Source organism: Salmonella enterica subsp. enterica serovar Typhimurium str. LT2 (assembly GCF_000006945.2).
GTDB lineage: Bacteria > Pseudomonadota > Gammaproteobacteria > Enterobacterales > Enterobacteriaceae > Salmonella > Salmonella enterica.
Genome location: NC_003197.2, coordinates 1,933,575 through 1,948,530 on the forward strand (window position 1 = coordinate 1,933,575; position 14,956 = coordinate 1,948,530).

14 protein-coding genes and 11 other annotated features are annotated in these 14,956 nt (G+C 50.8%); of the genes, 4 read left to right on the top strand and 10 right to left on the bottom strand.

Translation table 11 applies throughout. The annotated features are described in order from the left end of the window. Positions 1–4 precede the first annotated feature (4 nt). The 5 genes from STM1836 to yobG form a co-directional block, all read right to left on the bottom strand. Positions 5–1,757, bottom strand: a protein-coding gene (locus STM1836; protein ID NP_460792.1) for a putative penicillin-binding protein-3. Within the gene, positions 5–1,750 belong to an annotated coding region; the region does not span the whole gene. Continuing rightward, positions 1,752–1,757 (bottom strand) — a ribosome-binding site (putative RBS for STM1836; RegulonDB:STMS1H002007). Its footprint overlaps the gene before it by 6 nt. Positions 1,758–1,969: 212 nt before the next feature. Then, positions 1,970–2,193, bottom strand: a protein-coding gene (gene cspC, locus STM1837) for a cold shock protein (RefSeq protein ID NP_460793.1). Within the gene, positions 1,970–2,179 belong to an annotated coding region; the region does not span the whole gene. Continuing rightward, positions 2,188–2,193: a ribosome-binding site (putative RBS for cspC; RegulonDB:STMS1H002008), on the bottom strand. It overlaps the preceding gene by 6 nt. Then, positions 2,192–2,352 (bottom strand): putative cytoplasmic protein gene (gene yobF / locus STM1838; RefSeq protein NP_460794.1). Within the gene, positions 2,192–2,335 belong to an annotated coding region; the region does not span the whole gene. The genes cspC and yobF overlap by 2 nt, the downstream gene beginning before the upstream one ends. Further along, positions 2,347–2,352: a ribosome-binding site (putative RBS for yobF; RegulonDB:STMS1H002009), on the bottom strand. It overlaps the preceding gene by 6 nt. A gap of 631 nt (positions 2,353–2,983) precedes the next feature. After that, positions 2,984–3,282, bottom strand: a protein-coding gene (locus STM1839) for a putative periplasmic or exported protein (RefSeq protein ID NP_460795.1). Within the gene, positions 2,984–3,271 belong to an annotated coding region; the region does not span the whole gene. Next, positions 3,277–3,282, bottom strand: a ribosome-binding site (putative RBS for STM1839; RegulonDB:STMS1H002010). It overlaps the preceding gene by 6 nt. A gap of 59 nt (positions 3,283–3,341) precedes the next feature. After that, the gene (gene yobG / locus STM1840; protein ID NP_460796.1) for a putative inner membrane protein occupies positions 3,342–3,497 on the bottom strand. Within the gene, positions 3,342–3,485 belong to an annotated coding region; the region does not span the whole gene. Next, positions 3,492–3,497, bottom strand: a ribosome-binding site (putative RBS for yobG; RegulonDB:STMS1H002011). Its footprint overlaps the gene before it by 6 nt. Before the next feature lie 139 nt (positions 3,498–3,636). Further along, positions 3,637–3,642: a ribosome-binding site (putative RBS for STM1841; RegulonDB:STMS1H002012), on the top strand. On the opposite strand from yobG, the gene STM1841 reads away from it, so the two are divergent. Continuing rightward, positions 3,637–3,882, top strand: a protein-coding gene (locus STM1841; protein ID NP_460797.1) for a putative outer membrane or exported. Within the gene, positions 3,643–3,882 belong to an annotated coding region; the region does not span the whole gene. It overlaps the preceding feature by 6 nt. Positions 3,883–4,093: 211 nt before the next feature. Here STM1841 and kdgR read toward each other — a convergent pair. Next, positions 4,094–4,895 (bottom strand): putative IclR family transcriptional repressor gene (gene kdgR, locus STM1842; RefSeq protein ID NP_460798.1). Within the gene, positions 4,094–4,885 belong to an annotated coding region; the region does not span the whole gene. Further along, positions 4,890–4,895: a ribosome-binding site (putative RBS for kdgR; RegulonDB:STMS1H002013), on the bottom strand. It overlaps the preceding gene by 6 nt. Before the next feature lie 165 nt (positions 4,896–5,060). On the opposite strand from kdgR, the gene STM1843 reads away from it, so the two are divergent. Continuing rightward, positions 5,061–6,434, top strand: coding sequence for a putative transport protein (locus STM1843; RefSeq protein NP_460799.1), 1,374 nt, complete (start codon positions 5,061–5,063; stop codon positions 6,432–6,434). 47 nt (positions 6,435–6,481) lie between these two features. On the opposite strand, the gene htpX is transcribed toward STM1843, so the two are convergent. From htpX to yebR, 4 genes are all read right to left on the bottom strand, one after another. Further along, the gene (htpX, locus tag STM1844) for a heat shock protein (RefSeq protein ID NP_460800.1) occupies positions 6,482–7,380 on the bottom strand. Within the gene, positions 6,482–7,363 belong to an annotated coding region; the region does not span the whole gene. Beyond that, positions 7,375–7,380: a ribosome-binding site (putative RBS for htpX; RegulonDB:STMS1H002014), on the bottom strand. (Overlaps the previous gene by 6 nt.) Positions 7,381–7,556: 176 nt before the next feature. Beyond that, positions 7,557–9,623 (bottom strand): carboxy-terminal protease for penicillin-binding protein 3 gene (gene prc / locus STM1845; RefSeq protein NP_460801.1). Within the gene, positions 7,557–9,605 belong to an annotated coding region; the region does not span the whole gene. Next, positions 9,618–9,623: a ribosome-binding site (putative RBS for prc; RegulonDB:STMS1H002015), on the bottom strand. (Overlaps the previous gene by 6 nt.) A gap of 1 nt (position 9,624) precedes the next feature. Then, positions 9,625–10,322 (bottom strand): activator of proP gene (proQ, locus tag STM1846; protein NP_460802.1). Within the gene, positions 9,625–10,311 belong to an annotated coding region; the region does not span the whole gene. Further along, positions 10,317–10,322: a ribosome-binding site (putative RBS for proQ; RegulonDB:STMS1H002016), on the bottom strand. It overlaps the preceding gene by 6 nt. An 86-nt stretch (positions 10,323–10,408) precedes the next feature. Then, the gene (gene yebR, locus STM1847) at positions 10,409–10,993 is read right to left on the bottom strand and encodes a putative GAF domain-containing protein (protein ID NP_460803.1); all 585 of its coding nucleotides are present in this window, start codon (positions 10,991–10,993) and stop codon (positions 10,409–10,411) included. 33 nt (positions 10,994–11,026) lie between these two features. Next, positions 11,027–11,032 (top strand) — a ribosome-binding site (putative RBS for yebS; RegulonDB:STMS1H002017). Between yebR and yebS the strand changes: the two genes are divergently transcribed. Both yebS and STM1849 read left to right on the top strand, forming a co-directional pair. Then, the gene (gene yebS / locus STM1848) for a putative inner membrane protein (RefSeq protein ID NP_460804.1) occupies positions 11,027–12,318 on the top strand. Within the gene, positions 11,035–12,318 belong to an annotated coding region; the region does not span the whole gene. Its footprint overlaps the feature before it by 6 nt. After that, on the top strand, positions 12,281–14,920 hold the full coding sequence (locus tag STM1849; RefSeq protein ID NP_460805.1) for a putative inner membrane protein: 2,640 nt from the start codon (positions 12,281–12,283) through the stop codon (positions 14,918–14,920). Before yebS ends, STM1849 begins: the two co-directional genes overlap by 38 nt. Positions 14,921–14,956 lie beyond the last annotated feature (36 nt).

Consider the following 14,956-nt stretch of genomic DNA (forward strand, 5'->3'; position numbering starts at 1 on the left):
TCCTTTACGAACCCGGAACCGCAACGTGGCTGCCATGCATCACCAGAAGGTGATCTGAATCGGCTGGCATACCGTCTGGCTCAACATTTTCCAGCCGCAGCACATCGCCCATGATCTGGCTGAATACGGGCGCAGATACCGCACCGCCATAATAAGCCCCATTTTGCGGATTATTAATCACCACCACCAGCGCAAATCTGGGGTTACTTGCCGGCGCGACGCCTGCGGTATATGCCACATACTTATCGACGTATTTACCATCATCGCCAATTTTTTTCGCCGTCCCGGTTTTGACCGCAATACGGTAGTCTCTTACTGCGGCTTTTGTTCCGCCGCCGCCAGGCAACGCGACGCTCTCCATCATATGTTCCACCTCGTGCACCAGTTCTTCCGGCATTACCCGCGTGCCGATCACGGGCGGATCAACTTTGGTGATCGATAACGGACGGTAGATACCAAAGCTGCCAATCGTGGCATAAACATGCGCCAGTTGCAGCGGCGTCACCATTAATCCATAGCCAAAAGCAAAGGTAGCGCGATCTAAATCACTCCAGTAACGGCGTTTCGGTAATAACCCGCTGCTCTCTCCGGTGAGACCCAGTCCGGTAGGCACGCCGAAACCAAAGCTTTTATAAGTATCCATTAATTTCTGCACCGGCATCGCCAGAGAAAGGTGAGAAACGCCGGTATCGCTGGATTTTTGCAAAATGCCGGTTAATGTCAGTTCCGGATAGTAACCGACGTCGCGGATACGGTGTCCATCGAGAGTAAAAGGATGGGTATCGATAACGCTGTCCGGCTGCACGATGCCCTGCTGTAACGCAGTCATAATGACCAATGGCTTCACAGTAGAACCGGGTTCGAAGGTGTCGCTAATCGCGCGGTTACGAAAATCGTCCAACTGCGCGCCTTCACGGTTGTTCGGGTTGAAATCCGGGTAGCTCGCCATCGAGAGAATTTCACCCGTTGGGATGTTAATCAATACGGCAGCGCCGGATTCCGCTTTGTTCCAGATGACGGCGTTATCCAGCGCATCTTCGGTAACCGTTTGCAGACGTTCATCAATGCTAAGCTGAAGTTCATGAGCAGGAACCGGATTCACTTCCGTAATGTTCTCAATAACGTGACCAAATTTATCTTTACGCACCAATCGGGAGCCCGGTTTTCCCGTCAGTTGCGCGTTAAAGCTCTTTTCAATACCTTCTATTCCCTGCCCGTCGATATTGGTAAAGCCGATCAAATTGGCCGCTACGTGTCCGGCAGGGTAAAAACGGCGCGACTCTTCCCGCAGGTTAATACCCGGTAGATTCAGTTTATCTATCCATTCGGCTTGCTGGGGTGAAACCTGGCGCGCAAGGTAGATAAAACGGCCTGCCGGGTTACTGTTTACCCGTTCCGCAAGCGTACTGAGAGACAGATGCAGGGCGCTGGCCAGCGCCTGCCAGCGCTCATTGTAGCCAACGCCGCCTTTGCTTATGATAGTCTTCGGATCGGCCCAGACAGCATTAACCGGAACGCTCACCGCTAAGGGTCGCCCTTCTCTGTCGGTGATCATGCCGCGTGGAGAGGCCGTGGTCACTTCACGAAGCGAGCGCATATCTTCTTGTTTCACCAGTTTCGACGGCGTAACAATTTGCAGCCATGCCACCCGCCCTAACAACAATGCCATACTGAGCAGAATGGCAGTGCAAAGTAGTGCAAAACGTATGGGCGTAAAATTACGGGTATCGCCGTCGCTTTTCTTTTTCACCTGATCTCCAGCCGAATCATTTTTCAGGTGATTGATTTAACGGGAAACGGCCGGAAAAACCAGAAAAAACAATGCTAATAACATCGCGCCTTTGCAACAAATCGCTAACGAGAGCGCATCCAGACACATTTTGAAGGATATTGAATTAAAAAGCCCCGCTTTTAGCGAGGCTTTATATCTGAGGCTGACGCGACAAACGCATCAAATCAGTGGTGTCGATCAGATAGCTGTTACGTTAACAGCAGCCGGACCTTTCTGGCCGTCCTGAATTTCGAACTCAACGTTCTGGCCTTCAGCCAGAGTTTTGAAACCATTGCCCTGGATAGCGGAGAAGTGTACGAACACATCTTTGCTGCCGTCAGCCGGAGTAATGAAGCCAAAACCTTTGGATTCGTTGAACCACTTAACTTGACCTTTAATCTTTGCCATTTGCAAAATTCCTTAGAGTGTTTTCTTTGCCCGTAGGCATAACATAGATAAAACTGAGACATTACTGCTTGAGGCACTAATATAAGGTTCGGCAGAGAAGCGGTATTCAACGTCAACGTGTTTACTCAGGACTTCTTTACTGAAAATGCCACACATAAACAGAACTGTACCTCGTTTAACCCAAAGCCTGTTATCACATACAACGTTAATTATGGCAAGCCATTTTTAAACGTGTCTCGATCCGTCGCACAAATTACGAGAACCTTCACAAATTGACAGCACGTTTATGCAACAAAATTGCGAAAGATATATCCTCACGCGCTGACGGACTCCTGACAACGTCACTGCTGAAAAGCCATTTTTCTACCATAGCTCAATAACTTCGCTTCTTCCAGTGCATCAAATCACATTTAAAAGCTGTATTTTTCATATCACTTTTTATGCTGAGTTATGCATAAATTGTCACAATGATAAAAAACACCTTTTAATCAAAATAATAGAAAAGAAAAGCGATTTTCGGCACCGCTTTTTGTGATGTTCTGCGTCTTTACAGAATGCCTTAAAATAATGAACAAACAATGACAATCCATAAAGAGAGAGAAACGTTTCGCTTTTAATAGAGAATGAGCGGTATCACAAAAATGCCATATGTCCATTTGTTATACATATAAAACTATGTTGCATATAAAGCCATATATTATGTAAGGTGTTGATGCTGTAGTATCAGTTGCAAACGGCAACGCGGAGAGATCCGACGGGGAAATGGGGCGTATGGCACTGGCGCCATTTGCGCCCCGGTAAGCATTATCGTTCTGCAACCAGACGAATGATGTCCTCATCCTCTTTTGGTTCGCTTGCCGCTGTTGCGGGTTCCGCTTCTTTTTCTGGTTCGTTTGCTTCGCAAAGGCGACGTAACAACGCGTTTTGCCGCTTCTGTTGATCCAATAACGCTTCGAGCAATTCTATCTGCTCGTTGGCACGGGAGCTTGCCCGGTTGACAAAGAACCAGAGCGCCAGCCCCACCACCAGAACCACCATTGATACTATTAAAGATGCAAGAGAAAACGCACCAGAGTTTAAAACGTCGTTCATTTCACCACCTCAATGTAGAGACGTCATTCTACCACTGCTACACGGGAAGGAAATCTCTGGTGTAAAACGTTTACCAGGGAATAAATTTATTGATGGCGCAAATACCGCTGAAAAATTGTACATCCTGATCGCACATGATATTAAACACCTGCGCCCACAGCAACAGGCATACTACCACCACGATGCCGAGAACGACCCATCGAAATTTTTTCACTCCACTCTCCGATCTTACATCTTATGTCGCTAAATTATCATGAGTTACTTAAACCAGGAGTAACTGTAGCGGCATTATATGTTTTTAGGAATGATTCACTTGTTTCAATCAATGTACACGCTACTCTTATTCTAACTAAAAAAGAAAAGAGGTAGTAATGCGTTTGATCATTCGCGCAATTGTATTGTTTGCCCTGGTGTGGATAGGCCTGCTGATGAGCGGCTATGGCATCCTGGTGGGAAGTAAAGTGAACGCTGCGGGGCTGGGTTTACAGTGCCATTACCTGACCGCACGCGGCACCAGCACGGCGCAATATCTCCATACCAACAGCGGCATTATTGGCTTTTCCGACTGTCCCATTTTCAGAAAAATCGCCACCGTGGTGGATAATGGCTAAGCGGCAATAAATAATTTCACAGTGAAACTATCACCAATAATTCCCCTATATTGGCTGTTGTTCATAAGTACTGTTAAATAATATTTTAATAACCGTTAAATAAGCCGACAGATATTATCTACTTTTACGATTTCATCCCACCCGATGTTATAAAAAAAGCAGCTACATTTTTCGTAGCTGCTTTTTTTTAACGTCATGCTAATAACGTTGCTTAGAAGGGATAATCGTTGTAACCCATTTGTTCAGAAATTTTACGCGCGGCGGCGTGTAACATAGCCACATATTCCTGTAGGCGTTCTTCTGAAAAACGCAGCGTCGGGAACGAAATGCTTAACCCTGCGATGACTACGCCAAAACGGTCAAATACCGGTACGCCGATACAACGTAATCCTTCTTCCTGTTCTTCGTTATCTTCACCGTATCCTTGCGCACGCACTTCATCCAACAGCGGCAGCAACGCTTCAGTGCTGGTAATCGTGCGTCCCGTGCTTTGCTTATACTCTACGCCGTCGAGAATCTGCTTAACCTCATCACGGTCGCGCCAGGCCAGAAGCACTTTACCGATGGCCGTACTGTACAGCGGATTACGACGCCCAATACGTGAGTACATCCGCAGATTGTACATAGAGTCAATTTTATGGATATAGACAATGCTGTCTTCATCCAGCGCGCCAAGATGGATAGTTTCTTTTGTCAGACGAGACAGTTCGCGCATCTGAATGTCCGCACTGCGGATGAGATCAACATTTTGCAAAGCTCGCGCGCCCAGCTCAAACAGCTTTAGCGTCAGAGAGTATTTTTCAGACTCCCCCTCCTGAGCCACGTAGCCCAGCGTTTTCATGGTTTGCAAAAAGCGATAAACGGTGCTTTTCGACATCATGACGCGCTGCGATAGCTCGGTAATCCCTATTTCACGCTCTTCACCCAGCGCCTGCAGAATGCCGAAAACTTTCAGCACAGAAGATACAGAATCAGGCTGCTTATCCAGATCTGCGTTTGCCATTTATCACCTCATTACGAGCGTTTTATAAAATTCAGAACGAGTTTTTATTATAATTTCACGCCAGGTCGCCCGCAATCCATCTTTGCTTACTTCGTTACAAATCTGCGACATAACAACTCAGTATTAATGCTAACATTATTATTCAGCTCATAACTCCCCTTATTACAAAATACTTATGGAAAAAACACGGGCCGATGGCCTGCCCCTCCCGCAGAGATACGGCGCTATCCTGACGATTATTATCGGTATTTCGATGGCGGTTCTGGATGGCGCAATCGCTAATGTCGCGCTGCCAACCATTGCGACTGATTTACATGCCTCCCCTGCCAGCTCTATCTGGATTGTCAATGCGTACCAAATCGCCATTGTCGTCTCACTGCTTTCCCTGTCTTTTTTAGGCGACATGTTTGGTTATCACCGGATCTATAAATGTGGTTTAGTGGTATTTCTGCTTTCATCATTGTTTTGCGCGCTTTCAGACTCGCTGCAGATGCTGACGCTGGCGCGCATCGCGCAGGGATTTGGCGGCGCGGCGCTAATGAGCGTAAACACGGCGCTGATTCGTCTTATCTACCCCCAGCGTCATCTGGGACGAGGCATGGGAATTAACTCTTTTATCGTCGCCGTCTCTTCCGCCGCGGGTCCGACGATCGCCGCGGCGATTTTATCCATCTCATCATGGAAATGGCTGTTTCTGATTAATGTCCCGTTAGGTATCATCGCGTTAATTCTGGCCATCCGCTTTTTACCAGCAAACATCGCCCATGACACTAAGCCGCGCTTTGACTTACCGAGCGCGGTAATGAATGCGCTCACATTTGGCCTGCTGATTACCGCATTGAGCGGATTTGCCCAGGGACAGTCGCTAACGTTGATTGGCGCAGAGCTGCTCGTTCTGGTCGTGGTCGGGTTTTTCTTCGTGCGCCGCCAGCTTTCTTTGCCCGTCCCTTTGTTACCCATCGACTTGTTACGCATTCCGCTTTTTTCACTCTCGATCGGCACGTCAATTTGCTCGTTCTGCGCGCAAATGTTAGCCATGGTCTCGCTACCTTTTTATCTGCAAACCGTGCTGGGCCGTAGCGAAGTAGAAACCGGCCTGTTATTGACGCCCTGGCCGCTGGCAACGATGGTGATGGCGCCGCTGGCGGGATACCTGATAGAACGTCTTCATGCCGGTTTGCTGGGGGCGCTGGGAATGGTGATAATGGCAGCCGGGTTGTTTGCGCTGGTCATGTTGCCTGCCTCCCCCTCCGATCTGAATATTATCTGGCCAATGATCCTTTGTGGCGCAGGGTTTGGCCTGTTCCAGTCGCCGAATAATCACACCATTATCACTTCCGCGCCGCGTGAGCGCAGCGGTGGCGCCAGCGGGATGCTGGGCACGGCGCGACTGTTAGGCCAAAGTACTGGCGCCGCGCTGGTAGCGCTGATGTTGAACCAGTTTGGCGATAGCGGTACGCATCTTTCGCTGCTCGCAGCGGCGATCCTGGCGATTCTCGCGGCGGTAGTGAGCGGTTTACGTATTACGCAACCACGCGTTCAGGCGTAAAAAAAGCGCGTCATTCGACGCGCTTTTCATACTTGCCAGTGGGCTTATTATTTCAGGTACTCGCCGCTACGCAGCGCTTCAATGCGTTTATCCAGCGGTGGGTGCGTCATAAACAGCTCGCTTAACGATTTCGATTTACCGTTAATACAAAACGCCATCATGCTGGTCGCTTCTTGCGGCTCGTAGCTGGTTTTCAGGCGCTGCAACGCGGCAATCATTTTTTCACGACCAACCAGCTTCGCCGATCCCGCATCGGCATGAAACTCACGGTAACGGGAGAACCACATGGTGATAATGCTTGCCAGAATACCGAAGACCAGTTCCAGCACCGTCGCAACGGCGAAATAGATTAGCGGATTACCGTTACTTCCTTCGCCTTCATCACGGTTGCCGCCCAGAAAACCTGCAGCAATTTGCGCGATAATGCGCGAAATAAAGATAACGAAGGTGTTAACCACCCCCTGAATCAACGTCATCGTCACCATATCGCCATTGGCAATATGGCTGATTTCATGCGCAATGACGGCTTCCGCCTCGTCAGGGCTCATATTTTGCAACAGACCGGTGCTCACAGCGACCAATGAGGCGTCACGGCGGGCGCCCGTCGCAAACGCGTTAATGTCCGGCGCATGGTAGATAGCAACCTGCGGCATGGCGATACCGGCCTGGCGCGCTTGCGTTGCTACGGTGTTCATCAACCAGCGTTCTCTTTCATTGCGAGGCTGTTCAATAACTTCCCCTCCTACGGATTTTAACGCCATCCATTTGGACATCAGCAATGAAATAAAAGAACCGCCAAAACCAAACAGCAGCGCCATGATCAGCAAGCCTTGCACGCTGCTCGACTGTATCCCCGTCAGGCTCAGAACCAGCCCGAAAACGACCATCACGGCCAGGTTCGTCAGCAGGAAGAGCGCGATTCGCATCATAATTTTCTTTTAACCTCAATTTAACAAAGCGCACTATGCGATTACCCACATCGTATGGGTCTTATGGCTATTTTCAAGCATCACCAGGCGGTAAGTCACGAGAAAAACACAACTTTACATTTTGTAGCATTATCCTGACGACTTCTGCGCTTGTTAAAAAAAAACAGGCACAATTTTTTGTGCCTGTTTAGCGTTACTTATTGGCTGCCGCCTGCTCCGCTGGTTTTTCTTTTTCAAGATGCGCCAGGTCCAGAGCAATCTTCACCGTTTCATCAAGGTATGGGTCCGGCTCCTGGTAATCCTTTGGCAGATCGTCCAGTTTCTTCAGCAACGGTTTACCCTCGCGTTTAAACCGATCGTTAATACGCGCCAGACGCAGAGCGTCTTCTTCATTGTTCTCTTTCTCACGCTGCGCATAATTCAGAGAGACGATGTTGCGCTTATCCTTCATGGCATTGAAACGTGCGATATCCTTCATGATGTACTGGAACTCAGGATCTTTGGCGATACGCGCGTTGTGTTCTTTCAATAATTCCGGGCCAAACGGGGCCAAATCGTCCGATTTCACGTATTTCGCCGCATCAATGCTATCCCACGGCAAGGCGTTATCTTCAAATTTTTCTCCGGTTTCCGTCTCTTCATTGCCAGTCGGCATGATGATATCCGGCGTGACCCCTTTACGCTGCGTACTACCGCCGTTGACACGGTAAAACTTCTGAATGGTGTACTGCACCGAACCCAGCGCAGGCCATTCCGGGCGAAGCATCTGATCGTAAATTCGGTTTAGCGAACGATATTGCTGTACCGTACCTTTACCGAAGGTCGGCTCACCGACAATCAGCGCGCGGCCATAATCCTGCATCGCGGCAGCGAAGATTTCCGATGCCGAGGCACTGAAACGATCGACCAGCACCACCAGCGGGCCTTTGTAGTAGACCACGCCGTCGGTGTCGCTATCCTCACGCACTTTACCGTTATTGTCGCGCACCTGAACTATCGGACCAGAAGGGATAAACAGACCGGAAAGCGAAACGGCTTCCGTCAGCGCCCCACCGCCGTTTGAACGCAGATCGATAACGATGCTGTTAACGTTCTGTTTTTCCAGCTTCTGAAGCTGAACTTTGACATCATCGGTCAAGCCAACATAGAAGCCTGGAATATCCAGTACACCAACTTTTTCCTTGCCGACGGTTTTCACCGACATTTTAACCGCGCGATCTTCAAGACGAATCCGTTCACGCGTCAGCGTGATAATACGCGTTTTCGTCCCTTTGCCAGCCGGCAGTATTTCCAGTCGAACCTTGCTGCCTTTCGGCCCTTTGATCAGCGCCACCACATCGTCAAGACGCCAGCCAATAACGTCGACCATCGGTTTTCCGGCCTGCCCTACGCCGACGATACGATCGCCGACGCTAATCGACTTGCTCTTCGCTGCCGGGCCGCCGGCAACCAATGAGTTAATGACAGTATAATCGTCATCCATTTGCAGCACCGCGCCGATACCTTCCAGAGACAGGCTCATTTCGGTATTAAACTGCTCGGTATTGCGGGGAGAAAGATAATTCGTATGCGGGTCGATTTCACGCGCAAAAGCGGTCATCGCCAGCGAGAACACATCTTCACTGTTGGTCTGCGCCAGGCGACGAATAGCGAATTTGTAGCGACGCGTCAGCGTTTCGCGAATTTCTTTGTCGCTCTTGCCGGTGAGTTTCAGGCTGAGCTCATCGAATTTCACTTTACCATCCCACAGCGCATTTAGCTCAGCCTCATCTTTCGGCCAGGGCGCTTTACTGCGGTCCAGGTTAAACGTATCGTTTCCGGTGAAATCCATTGGCCGTTCCAGCACTTTTAGCGCGTACTGGTAACGTTCAAACCGGCGCTTTTGCGCCAGGTTATAAAGATCGTAAAAAACATCCAGCTTACCCGTGCGCAGCTCATCGCCCAACACGGTTTTCTTTTTCGCAAACTGCTCGACATCGCTCGCCAACAAAACGTTGTGGCTATAGTCGAGAAGATTCAGATAGCGATCAAAAATCTTTGCCGAAAATGCCTCATCCAGATCGAACTGGCGATAATGGGAGCGGGTAAAACGCGACGTTACGCGCTCGCTCACCGTCGCATGTTGCGTCTCTTCCTTTAGTACGGGAATTTGATCGGCACGCGTAATATCTTCCACGGCGAAGGACTGGCCTGCTAATGCAAGCAGGCCAGCTAACGCGGTAAGCCTAAAAAAAGTGTTCATGCCAGGCCTGGCCTCCGTTTCAGAACACCAGGTGTTCTGCGCGTACAATCAAAGACATACCCGAATTCAGCTGTACACGGACACCATCTTTGGTGATTTCTAATACGGTGGCATCCATCGCATTATTACCCGCTTTCACCTTGAGGGACTGCCCTACGGTCAATACTGAAATATCAGAAACCGGCGTGTGCTTCTCTTCGCGAGGCGCACGCGGCGCTTTCGTCGTCGGTTTATCAGCGCGAGGTTTACGTTCAGCGCCTTCTTTACGACGCGCTACCGGGCGAGGTTTACGCTCGCGTCGCGGCGCGTCTTCTTTTTCGCCAGCCGCCGCGGCAGCTTCGCGTTTTTTCGCTTGCTGCTCTGCGCGCTGCGCCTGAACACGGGCTTTGGCTTCTTCAAGCTGCTTACGCGCATGTTCGACATGCTGTTCTTCCAGCTCGCCGCACGGATTGCCATCAAGGTCGACGCGCGTTGCGCCCGGCTTAACGCCGTACAGGTAACGCCAGCTTGAAGTATAAAGACGTAAAGCGGAACGAAGTTGCGTTTTGCTGAGGTTCATTTCGCCCCCAACTCGCTCTACCAGATCCTGAAAAATACCAATTTTCAGCGGGCGAGCTTCGCCTTCCGCACTAAAACAGTGAGGAAAACGCTCGGCCAGAAACGCGATAACTTCTTTACTGCTATTCAACTTAGGTTGATTTTCCATGAAATTTCCTGATTACAACGGACGTAGCCAACAAGCAGCAGGCATGAACAGGCGTCATTATAATGACGCCATCAGTAATTGCTACGTTATCCGTTGATTATCCTGCGACGCTCGCAAAGAATTTTTTGTAATCCGTCGTTGCAAGCACGGTTTCAAGCTGTGCGACCAGCGTACGCAGGCCGTGTTCATCTTCTTCGGTAAAACGGCCAAACGCCGTGCTATCTATATCCAGCACGCCGATAATCCGTTCGCCAACCGTGACAGGCAGCACAATTTCGGCGTTGCTGGCGGCATCACAGGCAATATGGCCGTCAAACGCATGAACATCATCAATACGTTGAACCTTATTCTGCGCTACCGCTGCGCCACACACGCCGCGACCAACCGGAATCCGCACACAGGCGATTCGCCCCTGAAACGGCCCCAACACCAGCGTATCGCCTTCGAGGAGATAAAATCCCGCCCAGTTCACCTCGGTAAGGCGTTCGAACAGTAGCGCGCTGGTATTCGCCAGCGTGGCCAGAAAGCTGGTTTCACCTGCCATTAACGACTGAAAATCGCGGTTTAACGCCGCGTATAGTTCTGTTTTGCTCATTATATAATCACTTCGTGGTCTTACTCCTAAACACAGGCTATTAAAATAAGCATTAAATGCGTTCTTGCTCAAGATTATTCCTGTCATGAGTTAAGATTACATTATTCTAACACTTTGATTCACGATACATGGCTCTGAACACCTCACACGTCACGCCAACAAAAAAGCTAACGATCAGGTCAATTAGCGAAGCGCTGCCGCGCAGCCACTACCAGCGCTGCCCTGAATGCGACATGCTGTTCAGCTTGCCGGAGATGAGCGCTCATCAAAGCGCTTATTGTCCTCGTTGCCAGGCCAAAATTCGCGATGGGCGCGACTGGTCGCTGACGCGGCTGACCGCGATGGCGGTAACCATGCTGCTATTGATGCCGTTTGCCTGGAGCGAACCGTTACTCCATATCTACCTGTTGGGCGTACGCATTGATGCCAATGTGATGCACGGCATCTGGCAAATGACGCAGCAGGGCGATCCGTTAACCGCCGCAATGGTGCTCTTTTGCGTGGTGGGCGCGCCGCTTATTCTGGTTTTTTCAATTGCTTACCTGTGGTTTGGCAGCCTTCTCGGCATGAATCTGCGTCCAGTCCTGCTGATGCTGGAAAAACTGAAAGAGTGGGTGATGCTGGACATCTATCTGGTCGGTATTGGCGTTGCCTCTATCAAAGTGCAGGACTATGCCTTTCTGCAGCCGGGCATCGGGCTTTTAGCGTTCGTCTCGTTGGTGGTTCTTAGCATTCTGACTATGATTCATCTGAATGTGGAGCAACTATGGGAACGATTTTATCCGCAGCGCCCTGCTCAACGTGCGGACGAAAGATTGCGCGTCTGTCTTGGCTGCCACTTTAGCGGCTATCCGGATGCGAAAGGACGCTGCCCGCGTTGTCATATTCCGCTACGGTTACGCAGAAAACAGAGCATACAGAAATGTTGGGCGGCCTTGCTGGCGTCTATTGTCTTTTTGCTGCCGGCAAACCTGCTGCCTATCTCGGTAATCTACATTAATGGCGGGCGTCAGGAAGATACTATCCTGTCGGGCATTATGTCGCTTGCCAGCAGCAATATCGCCGTCGCCGCCGTCGTTTTTATCGCCAGTATTTTGGTGCCGTTTACCAAAGTCATCGTGATGTTTACGCTACTGTTGAGTATCCATTTTAAATGCCAACAGGGACTGCGGACGCGAATTCTGTTGCTGCGTCTGGTGACATGGATAGGCCGCTGGTCGATGCTTGATCTTTTCGTTATCTCGTTAACCATGTCTCTGATTAATCGCGATCAGATTCTGGCTTTTACTATGGGACCGGCTGCGTTTTATTTCGGCGCAGCGGTAATTTTGACTATTCTTGCAGTGGAATGGCTGGATAGCCGCTTACTTTGGGATGCACATGAGTCAGGAAACGCCCGCTTCGAAGACTGAAGCGCAAATTAAAACCAAACGCCGTATTTCACCTTTCTGGCTGCTACCGCTTATCGCGCTAATGATCGCGGGGTGGCTGGTATGGGATAGCTACCAGGATCGCGGCAATAGCGTGACTATCGATTTTATGTCGGCGGACGGTATCGTACCGGGCCGTACTCCCGTGCGTTATCAGGGAGTAGAAGTCGGCACCGTGGAAGATGTCAGTCTGAGCAAAGATCTGCGCAAAATTGAAGTTCGCGTCAGTATCAAATCAGATATGGAAGATGCGTTGCGCGAAGAGACGCAATTCTGGCTGGTGACGCCCAAAGCCTCGCTGGCGGGCGTTTCCGGCCTGGATGCGTTGGTCGGCGGGAATTACATCGGTATGATGCCAGGTAAAGGCAAGCCCAGAGATCATTTCGTCGCCCTGGATACACAGCCTAAATACCGGCTTAGCAACGGCGATCTGATGATTCATCTCCATGCGCCGGATCTCGGTTCGCTTAATAGCGGTTCACTGGTCTATTTCCGTAAAATCCCTGTCGGACGGGTGTATGACTATTCGATTAACCCTAACAAACAGGGCGTGACGATTGACGTTCTGATTGAGCGACGGTTTACCGATCTGGTGAAAAAAGGCAGCCGTTTTTGGAATGTCTCCGGCATTGACGCCGATCTAAGCCTGAGCGGCGCGAAGGTGAAACTGGAGAGCCTCGCGGCCCTGGTCAATGGCGCGATTGCGTTTGACTCACCGGACAATTCCAAACCCGCCGCCCAGGATGACACGTTCGGCTTATATAAAGATTTAGCCCACAGCCAACGAGGGGTAATCGTTAAACTTGAGCTGCCCAGCGGAGACGGTCTGAAAGCGGAATCTACGCCGCTAATGTACCAGGGACTGGAGGTGGGTGAGCTTTCTAAACTGACGCTCAACCCTGGCGGTAAAGTCACCGGAGAGATGACCGTCGATCCCAGCGTTGTTCCGCTGATGCGGGAAAATACGCGTATTGAGTTACGCAATCCCAAACTGTCGCTAAGTGACGCGAATATCAGTTCGTTGTTAACCGGAAAAACCTTCGAGCTGGTGCCGGGCGACGGCGAACCGCGCAGTGAATTTGTGGTGGTGCCGGGTGAAAAAGCCCTGCTGCATGAGGCGAATGCCTTAACCCTGACGCTGACGGCCCCGGAAAGTTACGGCATCGAACCGGGCCAGCCGTTAATTTTACATGGCGTAAAAATTGGCCAGGTCATTGAGCGCAACTTATCCAGTAAAGGCGTGTCATTCATCGTCGCGATTGAACCGCAGCACCGGGATTTGGTACAGGGCGACAGTAAATTCGTGGTTAACAGCCGGGTGGATGTCAAAGTTGGCCTTGACGGCGTAGAGTTCCTCGGCGCCAGCGCCAGCGAGTGGATTGACGGCGGAATTCGTATTTTACCCGGTACGAGCGGGAAGATGAAATCCACCTACCCGCTCTATGCTAACCTGGAAAAAGCGCTGGAAAATAGCCTCAGTGACTTACCGACTACCACCTTAACGCTGACGGCCGAAACGTTGCCGGATGTCCAGGCAGGTTCCGTCGTGCTGTATCGAAAATTTGAAGTAGGCGAAGTCATCACCGTTCGCCCACGCGCCAATACCTTTGACATCGACCTGCATATTAAGCCGGAGTATCGCCACCTGTTAACCAGCAATAGCGTGTTCTGGGCGGAAGGCGGCGCGAAAGTGCAACTTAACGGCAGCGGCCTAACGGTACAGGCCTCGCCACTCTCCCGCGCGCTGAAAGGGGCCATTAGTTTTGATAACCTGAGCGGCGCCAGCGCCAGCCGGCGCAAAGGCGATAAACGCATTCTTTATGCTTCAGAAACCTCCGCCCGCGCGGTAGGCGGACAAATTACGCTGCACGCGTTCGACGCCGGAAAATTGGCGGAAGGGATGCCCATTCGTTACCTCGGTATTGATATCGGCCAGATCCAGACGCTGGAATTGATCACCGCACGTAATGAAGTGCAGGCAAAAGCCGTACTTTATCCGGAGTATGTACAGACATTTGCCCGCGCCGGGACACGTTTTTCCGTTATCACGCCACAAATTTCCGCGGCGGGCGTCGAGCATCTGGATACGATTCTCCAGCCCTATATTAACGTTGAGCCAGGACGCGGCGCGGCACGGCGCGACTTTGAACTGCAGGAAGCCACGATTACCGACTCACGCTATCTGGATGGGTTAAGCATCGTCGTGGAGGCGCCAGAAGCAGGCTCGCTTAATATTGGTACACCCGTCCTGTTCCGCGGTATCGAAGTGGGAACCGTCACCGGAATGTCCCTGGGGTCGCTCTCCGATCGGGTGATGATCACCTTGCGTATCAGTAAGCGTTACCAATATCTGGTGCGGAATAACTCCGTATTCTGGCTTGCCTCCGGCTATAGTCTCGACTTTGGTCTGACAGGCGGCGTGGTGAAAACGGGGACATTTAATCAGTTCATCCGTGGCGGTATCGCCTTCGCTACTCCACCAGGTACGCCGCTGGCGCCAAAAGCGCAAGCCGGTAAGCATTTCCTGTTACAAGAGAGCGAACCGAAAGAGTGGCGTGAATGGGGCACCGCTCTGCCACGTTAAACACCAGGCTCCGGCGTACTCGCGCCGGAGCGTTTT